General features: G+C 74.1%; 16 protein-coding genes. 6 read left to right on the top strand and 10 right to left on the bottom strand.

The window, feature by feature from the left end; all coding sequences use genetic code 11:
* The first annotated feature begins 30 nt into the window (after positions 1-30).
* Positions 31-414, top strand: a complete 384-nt coding sequence (locus S1361_RS35905) for a BlaI/MecI/CopY family transcriptional regulator (protein WP_208035998.1) — start codon at positions 31-33, stop codon at positions 412-414.
* 198 nt (positions 415-612) lie between these two features.
* Here the strand turns inward: S1361_RS35905 and S1361_RS35900 are convergent, their stop codons facing one another.
* The gene (locus S1361_RS35900) at positions 613-2,967 is read right to left on the bottom strand and encodes a glycoside hydrolase family 65 protein (protein WP_208035997.1); all 2,355 of its coding nucleotides are present in this window, start codon (positions 2,965-2,967) and stop codon (positions 613-615) included.
* Positions 2,964-3,704 (bottom strand): HAD family hydrolase, encoded by a 741-nt coding sequence (locus S1361_RS35895; RefSeq protein ID WP_208035996.1) that lies wholly within the window; start codon positions 3,702-3,704, stop codon positions 2,964-2,966. The genes S1361_RS35900 and S1361_RS35895 overlap by 4 nt, the downstream gene beginning before the upstream one ends.
* Before the next feature lie 85 nt (positions 3,705-3,789).
* Between S1361_RS35895 and S1361_RS35890 the strand changes: the two genes are divergently transcribed.
* Positions 3,790-4,431 carry a nucleoside/nucleotide kinase family protein gene (locus S1361_RS35890; protein ID WP_208035995.1) on the top strand — a complete coding sequence of 214 codons (642 nt, stop codon included), beginning with the start codon at positions 3,790-3,792 and terminating at the stop codon, positions 4,429-4,431.
* Between the two features lie 279 nt (positions 4,432-4,710).
* On the opposite strand, the gene S1361_RS35885 is transcribed toward S1361_RS35890, so the two are convergent.
* Positions 4,711-4,857 (bottom strand): hypothetical protein, encoded by a 147-nt coding sequence (locus S1361_RS35885; protein ID WP_208035994.1) that lies wholly within the window; start codon positions 4,855-4,857, stop codon positions 4,711-4,713.
* A gap of 303 nt (positions 4,858-5,160) precedes the next feature.
* Between S1361_RS35885 and S1361_RS35880 the strand changes: the two genes are divergently transcribed.
* From S1361_RS35880 to S1361_RS35865, 4 genes are all read left to right on the top strand, one after another.
* Positions 5,161-6,882, top strand: a complete 1,722-nt coding sequence (locus S1361_RS35880; RefSeq protein WP_208035993.1) for an ArnT family glycosyltransferase — start codon at positions 5,161-5,163, stop codon at positions 6,880-6,882.
* A 77-nt stretch (positions 6,883-6,959) separates the two neighbouring features.
* The gene (locus tag S1361_RS35875) at positions 6,960-7,877 is read left to right on the top strand and encodes a MurR/RpiR family transcriptional regulator (RefSeq protein ID WP_208035992.1); all 918 of its coding nucleotides are present in this window, start codon (positions 6,960-6,962) and stop codon (positions 7,875-7,877) included.
* Positions 7,878-8,274: 397 nt separating this feature from the next.
* Entirely contained in the window at positions 8,275-8,655 is a 381-nt protein-coding gene (locus S1361_RS35870) for a hypothetical protein (protein ID WP_208035991.1), read from the top strand.
* Between the two features lie 112 nt (positions 8,656-8,767).
* Complete coding sequence (locus S1361_RS35865) at positions 8,768-11,158, top strand: SpoIIE family protein phosphatase (RefSeq protein WP_208035990.1); 2,391 nt, start codon at positions 8,768-8,770, stop codon at positions 11,156-11,158.
* Between the two features lie 25 nt (positions 11,159-11,183).
* Here S1361_RS35865 and S1361_RS35860 read toward each other — a convergent pair whose 3' ends face one another.
* The 7 genes from S1361_RS35860 to S1361_RS35830 form a co-directional block, all read right to left on the bottom strand.
* The gene (locus S1361_RS35860) at positions 11,184-11,696 is read right to left on the bottom strand and encodes a flavin reductase family protein (protein WP_208035989.1); all 513 of its coding nucleotides are present in this window, start codon (positions 11,694-11,696) and stop codon (positions 11,184-11,186) included.
* Between the two features lie 54 nt (positions 11,697-11,750).
* Positions 11,751-12,530, bottom strand: a complete 780-nt coding sequence (locus tag S1361_RS35855) for a peptidoglycan-binding protein (protein WP_208035988.1) — start codon at positions 12,528-12,530, stop codon at positions 11,751-11,753.
* Positions 12,531-12,666: 136 nt separating this feature from the next.
* Positions 12,667-13,827: a permease gene (locus S1361_RS35850; RefSeq protein WP_208035987.1), complete on the bottom strand. Its 1,161-nt coding sequence runs from the start codon at positions 13,825-13,827 to the stop codon at positions 12,667-12,669.
* A gap of 109 nt (positions 13,828-13,936) precedes the next feature.
* Positions 13,937-14,887, bottom strand: a complete 951-nt coding sequence (locus tag S1361_RS35845; RefSeq protein WP_208035986.1) for a hypothetical protein — start codon at positions 14,885-14,887, stop codon at positions 13,937-13,939.
* Between the two features lie 103 nt (positions 14,888-14,990).
* Positions 14,991-15,434: a hypothetical protein gene (locus tag S1361_RS35840; RefSeq protein WP_208035985.1), complete on the bottom strand. Its 444-nt coding sequence runs from the start codon at positions 15,432-15,434 to the stop codon at positions 14,991-14,993.
* Between the two features lie 134 nt (positions 15,435-15,568).
* The gene (locus S1361_RS35835; protein WP_208035984.1) at positions 15,569-18,010 is read right to left on the bottom strand and encodes a SpoIIE family protein phosphatase; all 2,442 of its coding nucleotides are present in this window, start codon (positions 18,008-18,010) and stop codon (positions 15,569-15,571) included.
* A gap of 135 nt (positions 18,011-18,145) precedes the next feature.
* Positions 18,146-19,420 (bottom strand): hypothetical protein, encoded by a 1,275-nt coding sequence (locus tag S1361_RS35830; protein WP_208035983.1) that lies wholly within the window; start codon positions 19,418-19,420, stop codon positions 18,146-18,148.
* Positions 19,421-19,540: the final 120 nt, after the last annotated feature.

The following is a 19,540-nucleotide window of genomic DNA, read 5'->3' as shown; positions in this document are numbered from 1 at the left end:
CGACGGCCCTACGCGCTGTAAGGTTGGGGCATGGCTGGCACAGGGCCCCGTGGCAGGGCGGAGCGGCGCAGCGCCGGGGCGCTGGAGAGCGAGGTGCTGGCCGCCCTCTGGGCCACCGAGCGGCCGCTGACGCCGGCGGAGATCCAGTTCGAGATCGGGGGCGGACTCGCCTACAACACGGTCCACACGATCCTCAAACGCCTGTACGACAAGGGGCTGGTGCTGCGGGACGCCGACGGGCGGCGCGGCGCGTACCGGCCGGCCAAGAACGCGGCCGAGTTGACCGCGCAGGCGATGCACGAGGCCCTGGACCGGGGGCCGGACCCGATCGCCGCGCTCCAGCAGTTCGTGACCGGCCTGAGCGCCGAGGAGGAGCGGGCGCTGCGCGAGCTGCTCGCGGCAGGCGGCCCGTGAGGCCGGGCTCGTGAGCGGACAGGACGCGTGAGGTCCGGCGCACGGGGTTCGCCGTGTACGCCCGCCGGTGCCGCCCCTGCCGGTACTCGCTCCGTCCCCGCCCTCGGCGCCCTTCCGGCGCTGCCCGCCGCCGACTCGACCGGCGACCCGGCGGGACCGCTGTCCGGCATGCGCCGCCGAGACGCCGTACGGCCGCGCTCAGCCGCTGTTGGGGGCGCGGTGCGGCGGCTGCTCGGGGGCGGGGCGGCGCACCACCGGCGGCACGGCCCGCACGGCCGGCTCGTCGGTGCCGACCGTGAGCGGCTCGCCGTGGTGGCCGAGCCGGAGCGGCGGGCCGTCCAGCAGCGTGTACGTCACCTTGTCGGCGCCGATGTCCACGCGCAGCCGGCGCCCGCGGAACTGCATGGTGAAGGCGAGCCGGCGCAGCCGCTCGGGCAGGCGGGGCGCGAACCGCAGCCGCTCGCCGTCGTGGCGCATCCCGCCGAAGCCCGCGACCAGCGCCATCCAGGTGCCCGCGAGCGAGGCGATGTGCAGCCCGTCCCGGGTGTTGTGCTCCAGGTCCTGGAGGTCCATCAGCGCGGCCTCGGACGTGTAGGCGTAGGCGAGCTCCAGATGGCCCGTCCGGGCGGCCATGACCGCCTGGCAGCAGGCGGACAGGGAGGAGTCGCGGACGGTCAGCGGCTCGTAGTAGGCGAAGTTCCGGGCGATCTGCTCCTCGTCGTGGTGCTGCTCGAACCACTCGCCGCAGGTGTACATGGCCAGCACCAGGTCGGCCTGCTTGACGACCTGCTTGCGGTAGAGGTCGAAGTAGGGGAAGTGGAGCAGCAGCGGGTACTGGTCGGGGCGGGTCCCTGCGAAGTCCCAGCGCTGGTAGCGGGTGAAGCCGGCGTGCTGTTCGTGGACGCCCAGCTCCTCGTTGTAGGGGACGTGCATCGCGTCGGCGGCGTCCCGCCAGGCCGCGCTCTCCTCCTCGTCCACGCCCAGCCGCCGCGCCACGCGCGGGTGGCGTTCCACGGCGTCGGCCGCCGCCAGCAGGTTCTGCCGGGCCATCAGGTTGGTGTACGTGTTGTCGTCGGCGACCGCGCTGTACTCGTCGGGGCCGGTGACGCCGTCGAGGTGGAAGACGCCGTGCGTGTCGTGGTGGCCCAGCGACCGCCACAGCCGGGCGGTCTCCACCAGCAGCTCCACGCCGGTCTCCCGTTCGAAGTCGGTGTCCCCGGTGGCCTCCACGTACCGGACGACGGCGTCGGCTATGCCGGCGTTCACGTGGAAGGCGGCGGTGCCGGCCGGCCAGTACGCGGAGCCCTCCGGGCCGGCGATGGTCCGCCAGGGGAACGCGGCCCCGGCCAGCCCCAGCTGGGCCGCGCGTTCGCGGGCCTCGTCCAGGGTGTTGTGCCGCCAGCGCAGCGCCTCGGCGACGGCCTGGGGCGCGGTGTGGGTGAGCACGGGCAGCACGAACATCTCGGTGTCCCAGAAGGCGTGCCCGTCGTAGCCGGAGCCGGTCAGTCCCTTCGCCGGGATGGCGCGCTGCTCGGCGCGGGCACCGGCCTGCAGGACGTGGAACAGCGCGAACCGGACGGCCTGTTGGATCTCCTCGTCGCCCTCCACCTCGACATCGGCGCGGGCCCAGAAGTCGTCCAGGCAGGCCCGCTGGTCGTCGAGCAGGCCCTGCCAGCCGTCGTGGCCGGCGGCGGCGAGCGCGGCGTCGACCTGGTCGGCCATCGCGGGCAGCGACCGGGTGCCGGACCAGCCGTGCGCGACCAGTTTCTCCACGCGCAGCGTCTGTCCGGGCTCCAGTACGGAGGTGACGGTCAGCCGGGCGACGTCGATGCCGCTCTCGCTGCGGGTGGTGGTGCGTTCCGGGCCGGTGACGGTGTGGTCGGCGGCCACGGCGACCCTCAGGCCGCTGCGCCGGGTGCGGTGGACCAGCCGCAGCCGGTTGCCGGAGGCGAAGTGGTCCTCCTGCTCCAGCGGGGACTTCAGTGCCCGCGCCGCGCGCGGGTCGCCGTCGGGCTCGGGCAGGCTCTCGTTGGCGACCAGCTCCGACTGGATCACCACCCGGCTGCGGCTGTCGACGGCCTCCACCTCGTAGGCGACGGCGGCCACCGCCCGCTGGGTCAGCGACACCAGCCGGGTGGAGCGCACCCGGACCGTCGAGCCGGCCGGCGAGGTCCACTCGCAGGTCCGCTCCAGCACTCCCCGGCGCAGGTCCAGGACGCGTTCGTGGGCGACGAGCCGGCCGTAGCGCAGGTCGAACGGCTCGTCGTCCACCAGCAGGCGCAGGATCTTGCCGTTGGTGATGTCGATGACGGTCTGCCCGGACTCCGGGTAGCCGTACCCGGCCTCGGCGTACGGCAGCGGGTGCACCTCGTGGACGCCGTTGAGGTAGCTGCCGGGCAGGCCGTGCGGTTCGCCCTCGTCGAGGTTGCCGCGCCAGCCGACGTGCCCGTTGGACAGGGCGAACACCGACTCGCTCTGGGCCAGGACATCGAGGTCGAGGGCGGTCTCGCGGACGGTCCACGGCTCGACGGCGTACGAGCGGTCGGTGATCACTGCTTGCCTCCCAGTTCGGCGAGGTCCTTCACGACGGTGTCGGCTCCGTGCGCGTACAGCGCGTCGGTCTGTCCCACCCGGTCCACGCCGACGACGTACCCGAAGCCGCCCGCGCGGCCGGCGTCCATGCCGGCCAGCGCGTCCTCGAAGACGGCCGCGCGGGACGCCTCGACGCCCAGGTCGCGGGCGGCGGCGAGGAAGGTGTCGGGGTGCGGCTTGCCCGGCAGGCTCCGCTCGGCGGCCACGACGCCGTCGATGCGTACGTCGAAGAAGTGCTCGGCGCCGACCGAGCGCAGCACGTCCCGGCAGTTGGCGCTGGAGGAGACGATCGCGGTGCGCAGCCCCGCGGCGCGGACCGCCTCCAGATAGCGCAGGGTGCCCTCGTACGCCTCCACTCCCCCGGTGCGGATCTTCTCCAGCAGCAGCTCGTTCTTGCGGTTGCCGAGGCCGTGGACGGTCCGGGCGTCCGGCGGGTCGCCGGGGTCGCCCTCGGGCAGCCGGATGCCGCGCGAGGCCAGGAAGGAACGGACGCCGTCGGCGCGGGGGCGGCCGTCGACGTACTCGTCGTAGTCGGCGGAGGCGTCGAACGGCCGTCCCTGCTCGCCTTCGTAGTCGCGCAGGAACGCGTCGAACGTCTCCTTCCAGGCCGCCGCGTGCACGACGGCCGTCCTGGTGACGACCCCGTCGAGGTCGAAGAGACAGGCCTGGATGGTGTCGGGCAGACCGAGCTGAGTCATACCCAGGACTGTTCCCCGTCCGGAGCGCTCCAGTGGGTGGCGCACGCCACATGCCGCGCGGACGGTCGGTGACACACTCTGCTGTGTGCCGTTGACCTTTGACGACCTCGTCCTCCGTGCCCGCGCCCTGCCCCGGGGCGGCCGGCGTGCCCTGCTCGGCATCGCGGGCAGCCCCGGCTCGGGCAAGACGACACTCGCCGAGCGCCTGGTGGCCGCGCTGAACGGCGACGGACCGCCCTGGGCGGCGCATGTGCCCATGGACGGCTTCCATCTCGCCGACGCCGAACTGGACCGGCTGGGCCGCCGTGACCGCAAGGGCGCACCGGACACCTTCGACGCGGGCGGGTACGCGGCACTGCTGCGGCGGTTGCGCGAGGAGACCGGCGAGGTGGTGTACGCGCCGGGGTTCGAGCGGGTGCTGGAGCAGCCGCTCGCCGGGGCGATCCCGGTGCCGCCGGAGGCCCGGCTGGTGGTGACCGAGGGCAACTACCTGCTGCTGCGGGAGGGTTCGTGGGCACGGGTGCGGCCGTGCCTGGACGAGGTGTGGTTCTGCGAGACGGACGAGGAGGAGCGGATCCGCCGGCTGGTCGCGCGGCACGAGGAGTTCGGCAAGGAGCACGCGGCGGCCGTGTCCTGGGTGCTGGGCACCGACCAGCGCAATGCCGACCTGGTCGCGTCGACACGGGAGCGCGCGGACCTGGTCGTGCCGGCCGGCGCGCTGGGCTGACGCGCAGGGGTGCGGCGGTCGGCGTTCGGTGCGGTGCGTCACGGGCCGCGCGCCGCAACCCGCCGGTCGCCGGGTGCTCCCCGACCGGACACGAACCGGCCCCGGACATGCACCCGTTCGCCTTCCCGCTCCGGCGTTGCTCCGGGCATGGCACATCTCCGCGCAGCGGCACGGGCGTTCCTGGGGGCAATTCCGGGGCACACCGGCATGCCGTGAACCGCCGGGCACGGCGGCCATGCTCCGCGCCGGCCCGACGGGCGGCTCCGAGGACGCGCTCGGTCACGGGGACGTACGGGCGACGAGCGGCACGCTGCTGGTGGCCCCGTGGCTGCGGGGGCGGGGACGCCGGAGGTCGGCGTGCGGGCCGGCGGCCGGGCAGCGGGCCGTGCCCGGTGGCTCGGCGGTGCCGGCGCTGCGGCTGGACACGCACCGTGGTCGAGACGGTCCTCAAGAAGAACCCGCACGGGCTGGGCGGCGTCATCGATGCGGCCGCCGGCGGTGGGCAGCACCCCGCCGTGCCGGAGCGCGCCCCGGCCGGCCGGGCGGTTCCACCGGATCGAGGTGAACTCCGGCGTGCTGCGGGCCGTACCCGTGTACACGGCAGAAGGTCTGTCGGTACGACTCGTGCGGCGGTGACGTCCGCGGGGGCGGGAGCGGTGCGACAGTGGGGGCCATGATCCGGCCCCCGAGCCCTCCCGTCACCGCACGGCCGGTGCCGCCGCGGGGCGGATGATGGCGCGCGCACAACACCCGGTCCTCACACCCGAGGCCCCCACGGGGCCGGTACGGCAGGCCCCGGCCGGCCGGTACGCCCGGCTGCGCCGGCACCGGCGGTGGCTGCCGCCGCTCCTGGTCGTCCTGCTGCTCGCGCAGATGGCCGCGGCGATGGTCACCACGGCGGTCCAGCAGACGCCGACGATCGACGAGCCGGTGTACGTCGCCACGGCCACCGACTACCTGCGCGAGCACCGGCTGCGCTACAACCCCGAGCATCCGCCGCTCGGGAAGCTGCTGATCGCGGCCGGGGTGGCGGTGGCGGACCCGCACTACGACCCGTCGTACACCGGCGATCAGGGCGAGGTGGGCCGGCATCTGCTGTACGCCTCGGGCAACGACCCCTGGCGGCTGATGCTGTGGGCGCGGCTGCCGGTGATCGCGCTGACGCTGCTGTGCGGGCTGGTCGTGTTCGCGTTCGCCCGGGACCTGGTGGGCACGGTGGGCGGCCTGATCGCGCTCGCCCTGTACGCGTTCTGCCCCGACGTGATCGCCCACGGTTCCCTGGCCACTCTGGACATGCCGGCCGTCGCCCTCGTCCTGACGGCGTGCTGGCTGGCCTGGCGGGCCCGCCGCCGCCCCGCCCTGTACCTGCCCCTGACGGGCGCGGCACTGGGCGCGGCCGCGGCGACCAAGATGAGCGCCCTGCCGGCGGTGCCGGTGCTGATGGCGCTGGCGGCGCTGTCCGCCGTGACGGCCCACCGGTCCGGCGCGGTCTCATGGCGGCCGCTTCCCTGGCCGGGGGCGCGACGGCCGGTGGTGCCGGCGCTGGTGGGCGCCGTCGTCGTCGCGGTCGTGGCCGTCGCCGTCGTGTGGGCCGCGTACCTCGCCGTCGATCCGCGGCTGCGGTTCGTGCCCGCCGAGCCGGTGCCGGGGGTGCACGGGCTGCGCGGGCGGCTGGTGGAGCTGCTGCCCGTGCCCGGGGCGTACCGGGCCGGGATGCGGGTGCAGTTCGGACTGGAGGACTATCCCTGGCAGGGCTATCTGTTCGGGCACCTGTACACCGGTTCGCTGTGGTACTACCTGCCGGCCGCCCTGCTGGTGAAGACGCCGCTGGGGCTGCTCGCGCTGGGCGCGGCCGGAGCCGTGGCCGTCGTCGCGCGGCGCCGGCTGCGGCCCGCGGCGCCGTACCTGCTGGCGGCGCCGGTCGTGCTGCTGGCGGCGGCGATGACGGGGTCACGGGACTTCGGCACCCGGTACGCGCTGTTCGTGCCGGTGTTCCTGGCGGTGGCGGCGGCCGGGGTGCGCGCGCTGCGGTGGCGGTGGGCGGGGCTCCTGACCGGCGCGCTGGTGCTGTGGGTGGCGGTGGGTTCGGTGTGGACGTTCCCGTACTACCTGCCGTACTCCAACGAGGCCTTCGGCGGCCCGGCGCGCACCCACCGGCTGCTGCACGACTCGAACGTGGACTGGGGTCAGGACCTGGGCCGGCTCGCCGACCGGCTCCGGGAGCGGTACCCCGGGGAGCGGGTGTGGCTGGTGTACAAGGGCAGCGGGGTGCCGTCGTACTACGGCATCCACGCCGCCGATCCGCGGACCGTGCCGCCCGACCGGGTGCACGGGCTGCTGGCCGTGTCGGACTCCGCCGTCGCCAAGGCGCGCGGGCGGCTCGCCGAGCTGATCGCGGGCAGCCGGCCGGTCGGCGAAGTGGGCCATTCCATCAGCTTGTACCGTCGGTGAGCCTCTGCTCCAACCCCCTGGTCACGGCGGTCGGTGAGCTATGTTGAGTGCTCGTGGCAGACAAAGGAGGCCGAGCGGTGCCCTCGCCGCAGCAGGCACGCGCACAGGCATCAGCGATCACGTCGGGAAAAGCGGTGCCCGAGGCCGAGGCCGCCCCGACCTCCCGGCTCAGGGAACTGTTCGACGGTCCGCGTCTGTCGCCGGGGCAGCGGCGCATCGCCCAGTACCTGATCGAGCACATCACCGAGGCCGCGTTCCTGTCGATCACCGAGCTGGCCGACCGGGTCGGGGTCAGCCAGCCCTCCGTCACCCGCTTCGCCGCCGCGGTCGGCTTCAGCGGCTACCCCGCGCTGCGCGAGAGGCTCCAGTCGATCGCGCTCAGCAGCCTGGCCGGCGGGCCCGGCGAGGAGGACCGGGCCAACGAGCTGCAGGCGGCCGTCGACGCCGAGATCGAGAACCTGGAGAACCTGCGGCGCGACTTCGCCGACCCCAACCGGGTCATCCAGGTCGGCCGCGAGCTGTCCCGCTCCACCCCGCTGACCGTGCTGGGCCTGCGCATCTCGGTGTCGCTCGCCGAGTACTTCGGCTACGCCGCCCGCCGTATCCACCCGGACGTGCGGCTGGTGACCCGCGGCGGCAGCGTGGCCTACGACGCGCTGCTGCAGTCCCGCGAGGCGGGCGGCAGCTGGGTGCTGGCCTTCGCCATGCCCCGGCACTCCCAGGAGACGCTCCAGGCCGTCCGGGTGGCGCGCGGCGCGGGCCTGAAGGTCGCCCTGGTGACCGATCTGGCGCTGGGGCCGCTGGCCGACGAGGCCGACGTCACCTTCGCCACCGGCACCGGTTCCCGGCTGGTGTTCGACTCCTACGCCGCCCCCGGTGTGCTGGCCGCTGCGCTGCTCCAGGCCATGACCGACGCCGATCCGGAGCGCACCCAGGCCCGGCTGGAGAAGTACGAACAGCTCTCCGAGCAGCACCAGTTCTTCCTCCGGGACTGACCGGCCGATCCTTCCGCCCGCGCCGGGCGAACCGTGAAGATCTTGCGGTCCCCCACCCCCTGGACGGGGATGATTCACCACATATCGCGCATGAATGTTTTCATACGTCTTGCAAACCGGTCGGCATATATAAATACTGCTCGGCGCACCCTCCGCAACACCGCCCCGAGAAAGCCGACGGACCGCCCATGCGCACGCACCACCGCACGCAGCGCCGGTTCCCCGCGCCCGGGGCTCCCGCACGGACACCCCGTGCCGCCGTCCCCTACCCACGTCGGCGCCCGGGGTGCACCGGGGCGTGTCGTCTGCGCGACGCGCCCGTGGCGGCCCCGGCCATCCCCTAGGCCGGGGCCGCCCCGAATCCGTCGACACCCTCCGACGCCGCACACCGGAAGCGATGATCATGCCCCTGACCAGCACGCGCATCAGCCCTGACTGGCCCTGTCAGGTCAAGACCCCGGGCTCGTACGACTGGGAACGCTCGGCGGCCAAGTGGCTGCGCGAACTGATCCCCGCGCGCTACGCCAGCTATCCGGCGCTCATCCGGCACCCGGTCCTGCTCGCCCGGCACGCGCAGATCCAGGTGCAGCAGGAGATCCGCGTCGCGCGGACCGCGCTGCAGACGGCTCGGGCCGAGCTGCCGATGCTGGGACTGCCCGAGTCGGTGATCGAACACACGATCAAGATGTACGCGGCGGAGGTACTCCAGCTGCAGCACATCGCGCGCAGCGTCCGGGCGGTCAGCGAGGCCCTGGCCGGCCGCGGCACGAGCCGCTGATCTCCTTCCTGACCTGCACTTTCACCCGCGCTGGCAGCTTGCCTGAAGGTCGTACGAATCCCGACCCGGCAGACGAGTGATCGAGCGGCCCCAGGTGTGCGATGCTCGTCGCGTGACGAGCGAGCCTCTGCCTCCGGTGGACCGCGACCCCAGCGCCGATCTGGCGGCGCTGGCCAGGGTCGTGGCCCGGCAGCGCGCGGAGGTGGAGCGGCTGCGGGACCTGGCCGCGACCTCGGCGGTCCTGGAGCGGGCCAAGGGCGTGCTGATGGCCCTCACCGGGTGTACGCCGGACACGGCCCACGAGGAGCTGGCCCAGCGCGCCAAGGAAGGCAACCGCACCCTCCTCGAACAGTGCTGGCTCACCCTGGGCGCCTTGCCGCCCATGGAACGGCCCGCCACCACCCCGACGGCACCCGCCGGCACCGCCTCCTGCGGGAGCGCGCCCGCCGGCACCACCGACCTCGCGGACGTGCTCGGGCACATCGCCCGCGACCTGGTCCGGGTCGGCTCGCCGCACGAACTGGCCGGATGCCTGCTGGAGCACCTGGTGCAGGAGGTGGGCGGCGACGCGGTGATGCTGTACGAGCGGCTGCCCGAGGGCGGCCTGGGGCTGATGGGACACGCCGGCATCGACCCCACTCTCGCCGCCCAGTGGCGTCAGCTGCCCCCGATGCCCGGCGTGGCCGCGATGGACGCCCTGCGGTCCGGGGAGCCCCGCTGGCTGGAGGACCTCGCCGTCGACCGCACGCGGTACCTGCTCATCGGGGATCCCCCGGAGCGGTGGCTCACCCGGGCCTGGCTGCCGCTGCCGGCCGGGGACACCGCCCACGCCGCCCTCGGGGTGCTGCGCCGGCGGGGCGGGCCGTTCACCCCGCGCGAGCGGGAGCTGCTGCGGGCCGTGGCCCGGCTCTGCGCGGGCCGGCTGCGGGCCTTCGACAGCCCGCAGAACGGTACACCCGGGGACTTCTCCCCGACCGTACAGGCCGTGTTCGACGCGCTGCCGGGCGCCGCGATCCTGCTGACCCCGCTGCGCGCCCCCTCTGGCGAGGTGGAGGACTACCGCATCGACGCCGCCACCCCGGAGGCGGTCGACGTGTTCGGCCGGACCGGCCGGGCCATGGTCGGCAGACACATCCTGGAGAGCTACCCGTCGGTCGCGGGCGAACCGCTGTGGCAGGGCTATCTGCAGGCCCTGGAGACCGGAGCGCCCTTCGAGGGCGAGCCGTTCGTCTACCAGGACGTGGTCGGCGAGGTACCCGTGACCGCCACCTACACGGTGCGGGCCGCCCCGCTGGGCGAGGGTCTGGTGGTGACCTGGCTGCGGCACGACCCGGTGGACCGGCAGGAACAGCGCCTCGCCGACGTGCAGCGGCTCGGCAACCTGGGCTGGGCCAACTGGAACCTGGTCACCCAGGAGATCTCCTGGGCCGCGCAGACGTACGCCGTGCTCGGTCTGGTCCCCGGCCAGGACCCGGTCCGGCTGGAGCAGCTGCCCGACCTGGCCCTGCCGGAGGACACCGGCCCGCTGGCCCACGCGATCGCCGAACTCGTCTCCCGGGGACGGCCGTTCAACGTGCCGTTCCGCATCGACACGCCCGCGGGGGTCCGGCATCTGCGGATGGTCGCGGAGGCCGTCACGGCGCCCGACGGCACCCCGGTGGAGGTGCACGGCTTCGTCCAGGACCTCACCGCGCAGCGCAGCGCGGAACTCGCGCTGGTGGAGAGCGAACGGGCGATGCTCCTCCAGCGCGGCATCCTCCAGGCCGAACGGGCCCTGGCGACCCGGCTGCAGCACGCCCTGCTGCCGCTGCCCAGCAAGCCGGTGCGGCTGGCCGGGCTGCGCGTCGAGGTGGCCTACCTGCCCGCGCAGGCCGGCATCCACGTCGGCGGTGACTGGTTCAGCGCCGTCGAACTGCCGGACTGCGACGCGCTGTTCGTGGTCGGTGACGTGGCGGGCCACGGTATCGACGCCGTGGCCACCATGGCCCAGCTCCGGTTCACCGCGAAGGGCATGGTCAGCACCGGCTCCTCGCTCACCGGGGCTCTGGCGCGGCTGAACCAGCTCCTGCTGCACTCCCGGGACGGCCAGATCACCGCCACCATGGTGCTGGCCCACTACGACCCCGACCGGCACGTCCTGTCCTGGGCGCAGGCCGGGCACCCGCCGCCGCTGCTGGTGCGCCGGGGCGAGGTGCGCTTCCTGGACCGGCCCGGCGGCATGCTGCTCGGCGCGACGTCGACCCCCGTCTACGAGTCGCGGGAACTGCGGCTGGAACCCGGGGACCGGCTGCTGCTGTACACCGACGGCCTGGTCGAGCGCCCCGGCGAGGGCCTCGACGCGGGTTTCGCCCGGCTGGCCGAGGCGGTGCGCCGCCACAGCCGCGGCGAGGCGGGCTCCCTGGACGCGCTCCTCGCGTCGATGCTCGCGGACGAGCGGCGGGACGACGTGTGTGTGCTGGACATCCGGATGCCTCTGGAGGATGAGCGGGACGCGGACGGCTAGTGCCGCGACCGGTCCCGGGGCGCGCTCAGTCCACGGGGTGGCCGGCGTCGATGCCCACGGCGTCGGAGAGGCGCAGCAGCGGCCCACCCGCCCCCTCGCCCCACTGGACCGGATCGAGCACGAACCCGACGTGGTCACCACCGTCGGTGCGGTGCAGGATGGTGCCGACGAACCAGGCCGCCGCGTCCGTCAGGACGGCGGCGCCGCCGTGCCCCTCCCGCCAGTCGAGCCGGGCGAACTTGTCGGTCTCGTCGCCCGTCTCGCCGCCGAAGAGTTCCGCCAGCTCCCGCTGGTCCCGGGTGAGCAGATGGACGGCGAGGAACTGGGCGGCCCGGGCGACCCGGTAGGTGCGGTTGGCCTTGGACAGCCACACGGCGAACCGGAGCGGTTCGATGGAGCACTGCGAGGCGAAGCCGACCAGGCAGCCGGCCCGCTCGCCGCTCGCCGCGACGGTGACCACGCACATGTCCGGGTCCAGCCGGTCGAAGAAGCCGCTCGGATCCGTCGCCTCGCCCCGCGTGCCGCTCTCGTCCGCCATGCCGTCCGCTCCCGTCCGCCGCCGCTCGGTCCCGTTCGCTCACGCGTTCTGCGCTCATGCATCGTCTCCGAAGCCGGTGCGGGACTCCAGCGCACGGCGCGTGTCGTTCCCGTAGACACCCGTCTCGTCGCCGCTGATGCCGTACCAGAGCTGGAAGCGGGCCACGGCCTCGGTGAGCGTGGCGTCGTAGGTGCCGCTGGTGGAGCCGTCGCGGTAGACGTCCGGGATGCGCAGCAGGCGCTGCTGAAGGTCGGTGACCTCGGGGCCGGTGTCGCCCTGGCGGAGGGTGCCGGGGCCGTCGGGGTCGGTCGCGGCGGTGGGTGCGGCCGATGTTGTGGGGGCCGACGGCGGGGCCGAGGCGGTGGGCGACGGGGCCGACGCGGGGGCCGACGCGGCGGCCGTGGCCGGTGGGGACGGGTCGGCGGTGGCGGCGGCCTGCTGGCGGCCGGGGAGCAGCAGGGCGCAGCCGAAGCCGACGAGTGCCGCGGCGGCCACGGCCACGGCGACGGCGGCCCGGCGCAGTCCGGGACCCGGACCGGGGGCGGCCGCGGCAGGGGCGGCAGCGGTGCGGGGGGACGCGGGACGGCGGGCGGTCGCCGGCAGGGGCGTGGGGACGGGCGGGAGTTCCTGGGTGTCGGCCTCGACGGGGTGGGCCGTCCGCGCCGGCGAGCCGTGCGGACCGGGTGCCGTGCCGAGGGGCTCGTACGTCACCGGGTCGGGCCGGAACTCCCGCATCAGCTCCGCCAGGGCGTCGAAGCGGCGGGGCCGCAGGACCCGGACGGGCTCCAGCACCTGCCCGGGCGGCGGCTGTTCGGGGTCGGGCGGTGTCGGCACCTGGCTCTCCTTCCGTCCCGCGGATACGGGGCTTCCACGCCCCTGCGCTCAGATACGGCGCCCACCGCGGGCCCGTTCAGGCCGCCCCCCGCGCGGGGCCTGCCGGGCGCGTCGGTCGGCAGCCGGGCGGGGGCGGTCACCCGTGGTCGCCGTGGTCCTGGCCGCTCGCGGGTGAGCCGCCCATCATGCGCAGCATGGGCAGCCCGCCGGTCCGCAGGAACCGCACCAGGAGCACGCCGGCGAGGACGAGGAAGACGATGTTGAGCCAGGTGGTGTAGTTCCAGCCGATGCCCTCCATGGGGACCTGCGCGGCGGCCTGGTCGGGGATCAGGCCGAGGCCGCCGAAGGCGAACTCCACGACGTATCCGGCCGTGACCATGGCGAGGTAGAAGGTGCCGAGGAGGAACGCGGCCATCTTCGCGCCGTAGTACTTCCGGTAGATGTTGAGGATCGGCAGGATCAGCAGGTCGGCGAAGATGAACGCCACCACGCCGCCGAAGCTGATGCCTCCCTTCCACAGCACCACGGCCAGCGGAACGTTGCCGATGGAGCACACGAACGAGGCGATCGCCACCAGTGGGCCGACGAGGGGACCCCACAGCTTGGCGGCGAGCGGGTGGCCGTCGAAGAAGAAGGCGTGCCAGAAGGAGTCCGGGACCCAGGCGGCGATCGCGCCGGCGACGAGCAGTCCGACGACGAGGTCGCGCAGAATCGCCGCCCACTCCATGACGAAGACGTGACTGGTGGCGGTGAAGCCCTCGCGGGAGAGCAGCCGGCTGCCGAAAGAGCCTGCGGCCGGCACGGACATGTCCATCCCCGCGTGACCCTCCATCGACCCGGCCAGCCCTTTCTCCGCCTGTTCTCGGGCCTGGCCCAGCAGACCCCGGCGCAGGAACAGGCGGAACAGGACGGCCAGCACAACGATCATGACGGGGCCGCCGACGAACTCCGCGGCGGTGAACTGCCAGCCCATCAGCAGCGCCAGGATGACGCCGAGCTCGACGACGAGGTTGGTGGAGGCGATCTCGAAGGCCATCGCGGCGGTGAAGTTCGCGCCCTTGCGGAACAGCGAGCGGGCCAGCGCCACCGCGGCGTAGGAGCAGGAGGAGGACGCCGCGCCCAGGCCCGCGGAGACGGCGAGGGTGCGCGGCCGGTCGTCGCCGAGCAGGGAGACGACGGTGGATTTCCGGATCACGGCCTGGACGACGGCGGACAGGGCGAAGCCCAGGATCAGGGCCCAGGTGATCTCCCAGGTCATGGATCCGGTGATCGAGAGCGCGTGCAGTACGGCGTGCATCTGTGAAGCCTTCCCTGCGCAGCGTGGTGTACGGCCACCCATGCGGGGACCGCTGCCGCCGGCCGGGGTGCGGGGCGCCGCCGTACGGGCGACGGCGCCCCGCCGTGGGTCAGCCGACGTGCAGGGTCACGGCGGCGGTGTGGAGCGTGCCGCCGGTCTGGAACTGCAGGAACAGCCGCCAGTTGCCGGAAGCGGGCAGTTCGGCATGGAAGGTCAGGTCCGGGCCGCCGTGGCCGCCGGTCGCCTCGGTGGTCGGGTGGAGGTGGGCGAACGCGGCGTCGCCCTCGTGGAAGGCGGTCAGGTGCGCGTAGGTGTCCAGATAGGGCTGGAGGCCGGTGACGGGCCTGCCGTCCTCGGCGATGGAGACGGTCAGCGGGTGCGCCATCCCCGCCATGGGCTCGCCCTTGACGGTGACGGTGTACCCGTCGACCCGCGTGCCGGCGGCGGGGGCGGGCAGCGGGCTGTCCGTGGCCTTGCCGGGCACGGTGACGGGGCGCGAGAGCACGAAGTCCTTGCCCTTGCCGGCCCCGGCGGCGGGCGTGAAGGAGGCGAACACGCGCCAGCGGCCCGCGGTGAGGGGGGCCAGGTCCGCGGTCCAGGTGCCGTCGGCGGCCATGGTGGGGTGCAGGTGCTGGAAGCCGGTCAGGTCGGAGCGGACGGCGTAGAAGTGCATCCGCTTGGTCTGGTCGAGGGTGAAGCCGGTGACCGCCTTGCCGTCCGGGCCCGTGACCGTGAACCGGTAGGCGGTCTGCCGGCCGGCCGGCAGGGTCGTGTCCGCGGAGGTGAGGCGGTAGCCGTCCCGGGAGTCGGACAGGCCGTTGCCGGTGGCCATGTGGTCCATGCCCGGCATGTCACCCGGCGTCTGCGCGGCGCTGGGCGAGGAGGACGTGGCGGACGTGGCGCCGTGGTCCATGCCCGGCATGGACGAGGAGGAGCCGCCGGAGGAGCCGCAGGCGGCGAGCGTCACCGCGAGGAAGGCCGCGGCGCCGACCGCGGCGAGGCCACGGCGGCGCGGGGTGGGACGGGAAGCACGCAGCCGGGAACGGGAAGCAGAAGACATCGATGGGTCTTTCCGGGTGGGCGCACCACACCGGGGGGTGCGCGGAAACGAACAGGGCACGGTGCCGGTCGCAGGCCTGGGGCCCGGTTCCGGCGCGTGCCTGTCACGTCCGCGCGATGCACACCTGGAGCAGGAGGTCTCGTCCCCCGGCCGGTGGACCGCGCCGCCCCGTCCCGCCGGCCGCCGTACGCAGCCGGGCCCGCGTCCACAGGGCGAGCGCCGCTCCGCCTGCCACGGCGAGCAGGCCGGGGGCGGGCAGCGGGGTGCGCTCGGGGGCCGGCGTGGAGACGCACAACGTCCCGGGCGTCCGGGACGTGTCGGCAGCCCGCACCGTGGGTCCCGGACCGTGTGCGGCCGGCGCCGCCGGGGTCGTCACGGCGGCCGCGTGGCCGGCGGGCATCGGCGAGACCGCCGCCATGGTCATGGCGGTGTGGCAGCCTTCCGCCGCGGTGGCCGGGGCGCCGTGCATGAGGAACAGGCCGCACAGCACCGCGCACAGGGCACAGAGCCGGGCGACACCCCGCCTGCCTGCCCACGCGCCCTCCACGGTCGTGTTCCTCCTGCTCGTCGGCGTCCGCTCGGTACGGTACCCAGGCAGGGTATCGCGCGCTCGCCGCGGCGGCGACCCACCCCTGCGAGGGCGGCTTGCGCGGTGACCTGCCGGGGGCGAGCGCCCGCCGCCTACGCGGCCGTGGCCGACGCCGGCAGGCCGACCAGGAGCAGCGTCACGTCGTCGTCGTGCAGGGTCGTGTCCGGGATGAGGGTGCCGATCAGCAGGGAGGCGGCCTCGTCCAGGGCGCCGGGCTCCCCGGGGTCGTCCTTGAGCGCGCCGTCGAGGGTGTGGGCGAGGATGTCGATCCGGGCGTCGATGTCGGCGCCGGGCCGCTCGACCAGTCCGTCGGTGTAGAGCGCGAGTGTGCTGCCCGAGGGCAGCGACCGGGTCGTCTCCTGGAACGGCACGGCGGTGCCGGACAGGCCGTTGACGCCCAGCGGCACACCGACGGGTGCCCGCAGCCGGTGGGCGGGTCCGTCCGGGGTCAGGGCGATGACCGGCATGTGTCCGGCCGAGCACAGGGTGACCTCGCGGGCGTCCTGGTCCACGACCAGGTAGGTGCAGGTGACGAGCTGGTCCGCGAGGTCGCCGACGAACGCGTCCAGACCGGTCATGAGCCGGCTGGGCGTGATGCCCGTACGGGCCAGCGCGTGGGAGGCGGCGCGCAGCTGGCCCATGACGGCCGCCGCCTCCAGGCCCCGGCCCATCACGTCACCGATGACGATGCCGGTGCGGCCCGCGTCCAGCGGGATGATGTCGAACCAGTCGCCGCCGACCCCGGGGTCCTGGACGGACGCCAGGTACCGGTGGGCGCTGGGCAGGTGCGGCAGGTGGGGCGGCTCGCCCATGAGGCTGTGCTGCAGGGTGTAGGCGATGCGCCGCTGGTGCTCGTAGCGCTGGGCGCGGTCGGCCTCGGCCTGCCTGCGTTCGGTGATGTCCCTGACGGTCAGGAACACCAGCGTCTCCTGTTCGGCCTGGAGGGTGCTGATGCTGACCTCGACGGGGAACTCGCCGCCGTCGCCGTGCAGCCCGTACAGGCCCCGGTCCAGGACGATCGGCCTGCCGTCGCGCCGCCGCAAGTAGGTGTTCAGCAGCGCGCTGTGCCACCGGTGCCGCGGGCCGGGCACCAGGTCGACGACACTGGTGCCGACGAGGTCGTCCGGCTTGCGGCCGAAGAGCCCTTTCACCTGCGCGTTCGCCATGACGATGATCCCGTCGCCGTCGGTGATCAAGGTGGCGTCGGGCGCGGATTCCAGCAGCGCGTGGAAGCGCCGGTGTGCCCGCTGGACCTCACGCTGGGCGGCGACGCGTTCGGTGATGTCGATGACCACACCGCAGGCGGCGTAGGGCCGGTCGGCCGGATCGGTCAACGGGAACAGCGTGGTCAGCACGTCCCGGCACCCGCCCGGCAGCAGGAGGCGCCCCTCCCGCTGCACGGCGCTGCCGCGGGCCAGCGTGGCGAGGTCGTCGGCCCCCAGGTGACGTGCCAGCGCGGGCGGCAGGAGGTCCGGGGCCCGCTGCTCCACGATCCGTTCGTACGGCAGGCCGGTGCTCTCCTCGAACCGGGCGTTGACGGCCAGGAACCGGCCGTCCAGATCCGTGATGAACACCATCGCGGGGGTGTGGTCCATGAACGCCAGCAGCAGTTCGTTCTGCCGTACCTGCCACTCGGCCCGGGCGTGCGCCAGCTCGACCCGGCGGCCCACGGGCAGGGTGACGAAGACCAGCCCGGTGAACACGGTCGCGTGGCCCCACACCAGCAGCGCCGTCCCCAGCCGGCCGCCGTACAGCCCAGCGTCCTGACCGGCCAGGACGGCCCAGCCCAGCAGCAGGGGAACGACCAGGTTGGCGACGACCAGCCGGCGCCCGAGCGGTCCCATGGTGCCCGCGTTCATCAGCAGGCCGGCAGGGCCCTCGTCCGGGCGGCCGAGGAAGGCGGCGGCGCCGAGCAGCACCAGGGCCAGCGCGGTGGGCAGGGCCATGTAGGCGCCGAACCGTTCCAGCTCCGGCGCATCGTAGGCCAGGCCGTACAGGCGCAGCAGGCCCAGGCAGAGGACCGCCAGGCCCGGGACCTGGCTCGTCCAGGCGGGCAGACGGCGCATGCTCATGCACAGGGCGGCCACACCCGCGATCGTCAGCGCGGCGGCCGCACTCGGCGCCGTCCGGCCGGGCGCTCCGGTTGCGGCCAGGACGGTGTCGTCCCTGAACACAAGCTGATCGATGCCCAGGCCGGCACCGGTGACGTGCTCCGCCAGGGTCAGCCCGCCGATCGACGTGGCCAGGACCGCGGCCGCGCGGGCGCCGGCCATCACCTTCGGGGCCGCGGACCCGCGCACCACCACGAACAGCGAGAGGCCCAGCGAGAGCAGGGCCACGGCGGTGTTCGGCTTCATGGCCGGAACACCGCCCGGCAGTGCGCTCTTGAGGACGTCGACACCCAGGATCCATCCGGACAGGCCCACCGCACCGATCAGGGCGGCCAGCAGGGACGCGCCCTGGGCCACGGTGCGCGCAGCGGCCAGGGTGGGCTCGTGGAACGGCAGGCCCTCAACCGGTTGCCTCCGTGTCACAAATCATTACCTTTGCGGATGGATGACCTAAGTGATACGAAACTAATTCAACCTTCACGTATACGTCGAGTCTTGCCATTCGGCGGCTGGGATGCTAGGGAGGCCAGTCGGTCCGGGATGGCGCGGCCGTCCGTCTCAGATGGGGAGTGTCCCGGGGAACGGGCCGTGGCCCACGCCTGGTGCGGTGACCGCCAGCCAGCCGTGGCCGCGCACGGCGGTGCCCGGACCGACCTCACCGGGGTCGACCGAGAGGTACGCGCAGGCGGACCGCGCGCCCGCGGTGCCCGTGTTGGGCGGGGTTTCGTCGTACTCGGGGTCGAAGTCGGGGTCGTCGACCGCGAGGGTCTCCCACGGCAGCGGGTCGCCCTCCCATTCGGGGTCGCTCTCGGCGGCGTACCGACGGATCACCCGGCCGTTCTCGGCGACGATCCACACGTCGGAGCCGCCGGCGTCGTCCAGGAAGAAGAACTGGGCCTGGCCGCAACGCTCGCTGACCCGCTCGATCGTCTCGATCATGCCGTCCCAGGGGTCGCCGACGAGCAGGTCAAACGGGCCGAAGACCAGCCGCCAGCCGTCCAGCTCCGGGGTGACGAAGGCCCGGCCCACGCTGCGGTCGGCGCCGTCCGGTCCGGGGACCCGGATCTCCCGGCTCTCCGCCGCGCGGACGCCGGCGGAGACCGTGACGGGCCGCCGGTCGTGCAGGTCCAAGGCCTCGAAAACGCCTTCGTACGACGCCCCGGGGACGGCCATCCACCAACCGCTCAGGGTCGACGACGGGAGCCTCGGTGTCTCGTGCGGGATCTTCACCCGTATCAGCCGCTCGATCGCCGCGCGGTCGCGGTCGTCGAGCGCGTCGGGGCCGCCGCCCGCCAGCAGTGCCGCCATCGCGCCGCGCCGGATCCTCGGAGAGACGGACGGGTCACGGCGCAGGGCACGCAGCCGCGGCCGGAACGAGGCGTGCAGCAGGCGGGCGTAGTCGGCAGCCTTGTAGGGGACGAGCCTGCCGTGGGCATGGCTTTCCACCAGGGCCCGCAGTCCGGCCTCGGACTCCGTCCGCAGCCTGACGAGCCCCTGGAAGCCGTTGGTCGACCTGCCGTAGTCCGGATCGGCCGCCAGGGCCGCGTACCGGTCGGCGCAGCGCTCGTCGAACGCCCCGAGCAGGCGGCCCGCCTGCCAGTCCGTCACCTCCTTGCGGTCCCACGCCGCGAGGACGGCGTCGAAGGCCGGCGGCCCGACGCGGGTCAACACCCGCATGACCGGCTGCAGATCGGCGGTCCGCTGCACACCGGCCAGCCCCCGCAGCAGCGTCGGCACCACACGGTCGGCTTCCTCCGCCAGCCGTGCGGCCGCGGCCTCCACGCGCGCGGGGTCGTCGCTGCCCAGGTCATCGAGAAGGGATTCGATCTTCATACGGATGCACGGTACAGGCGACCACCGACAGCGCCCTGCCCTCCGGGATCGTGGTGGTCGAGGACGGGGCTGCGGCCGGCGTCCGGGCCGGCGACGGGTGCCGTGCTCGATGCCGCGTGC

Source organism: Streptomyces cyanogenus, assembly GCF_017526105.1.
In the GTDB taxonomy this organism is placed as follows: domain Bacteria; phylum Actinomycetota; class Actinomycetes; order Streptomycetales; family Streptomycetaceae; genus Streptomyces; species Streptomyces cyanogenus.
The sequence above is the reverse complement of the archived record's forward strand: the minus strand, read 5'-3'. Positions and strand labels throughout refer to the sequence as shown.

Excerpts from the sequence above, each read along its gene's own strand:
- S1361_RS35905 (WP_208035998.1), top strand. The coding sequence starts at position 31 with ATGGCTGGCACAGGGCCCCGTGGCAGGGCGGAGCGGCGCAGCGCCGGG.
- S1361_RS35895 (WP_208035996.1), bottom strand. The coding sequence starts at position 3,704 with ATGACTCAGCTCGGTCTGCCCGACACCATCCAGGCCTGTCTCTTCGAC.
- S1361_RS35880 (WP_208035993.1), top strand. The coding sequence starts at position 5,161 with ATGATGGCGCGCGCACAACACCCGGTCCTCACACCCGAGGCCCCCACG.
- S1361_RS35870 (WP_208035991.1), top strand. The coding sequence starts at position 8,275 with ATGATCATGCCCCTGACCAGCACGCGCATCAGCCCTGACTGGCCCTGT.
- S1361_RS35860 (WP_208035989.1), bottom strand. The coding sequence starts at position 11,696 with ATGGCGGACGAGAGCGGCACGCGGGGCGAGGCGACGGATCCGAGCGGC.
- S1361_RS35850 (WP_208035987.1), bottom strand. The coding sequence starts at position 13,827 with ATGCACGCCGTACTGCACGCGCTCTCGATCACCGGATCCATGACCTGG.
- S1361_RS35845 (WP_208035986.1), bottom strand. The coding sequence starts at position 14,887 with ATGTCTTCTGCTTCCCGTTCCCGGCTGCGTGCTTCCCGTCCCACCCCG.
- S1361_RS35830 (WP_208035983.1), bottom strand. The coding sequence starts at position 19,420 with ATGAAGATCGAATCCCTTCTCGATGACCTGGGCAGCGACGACCCCGCG.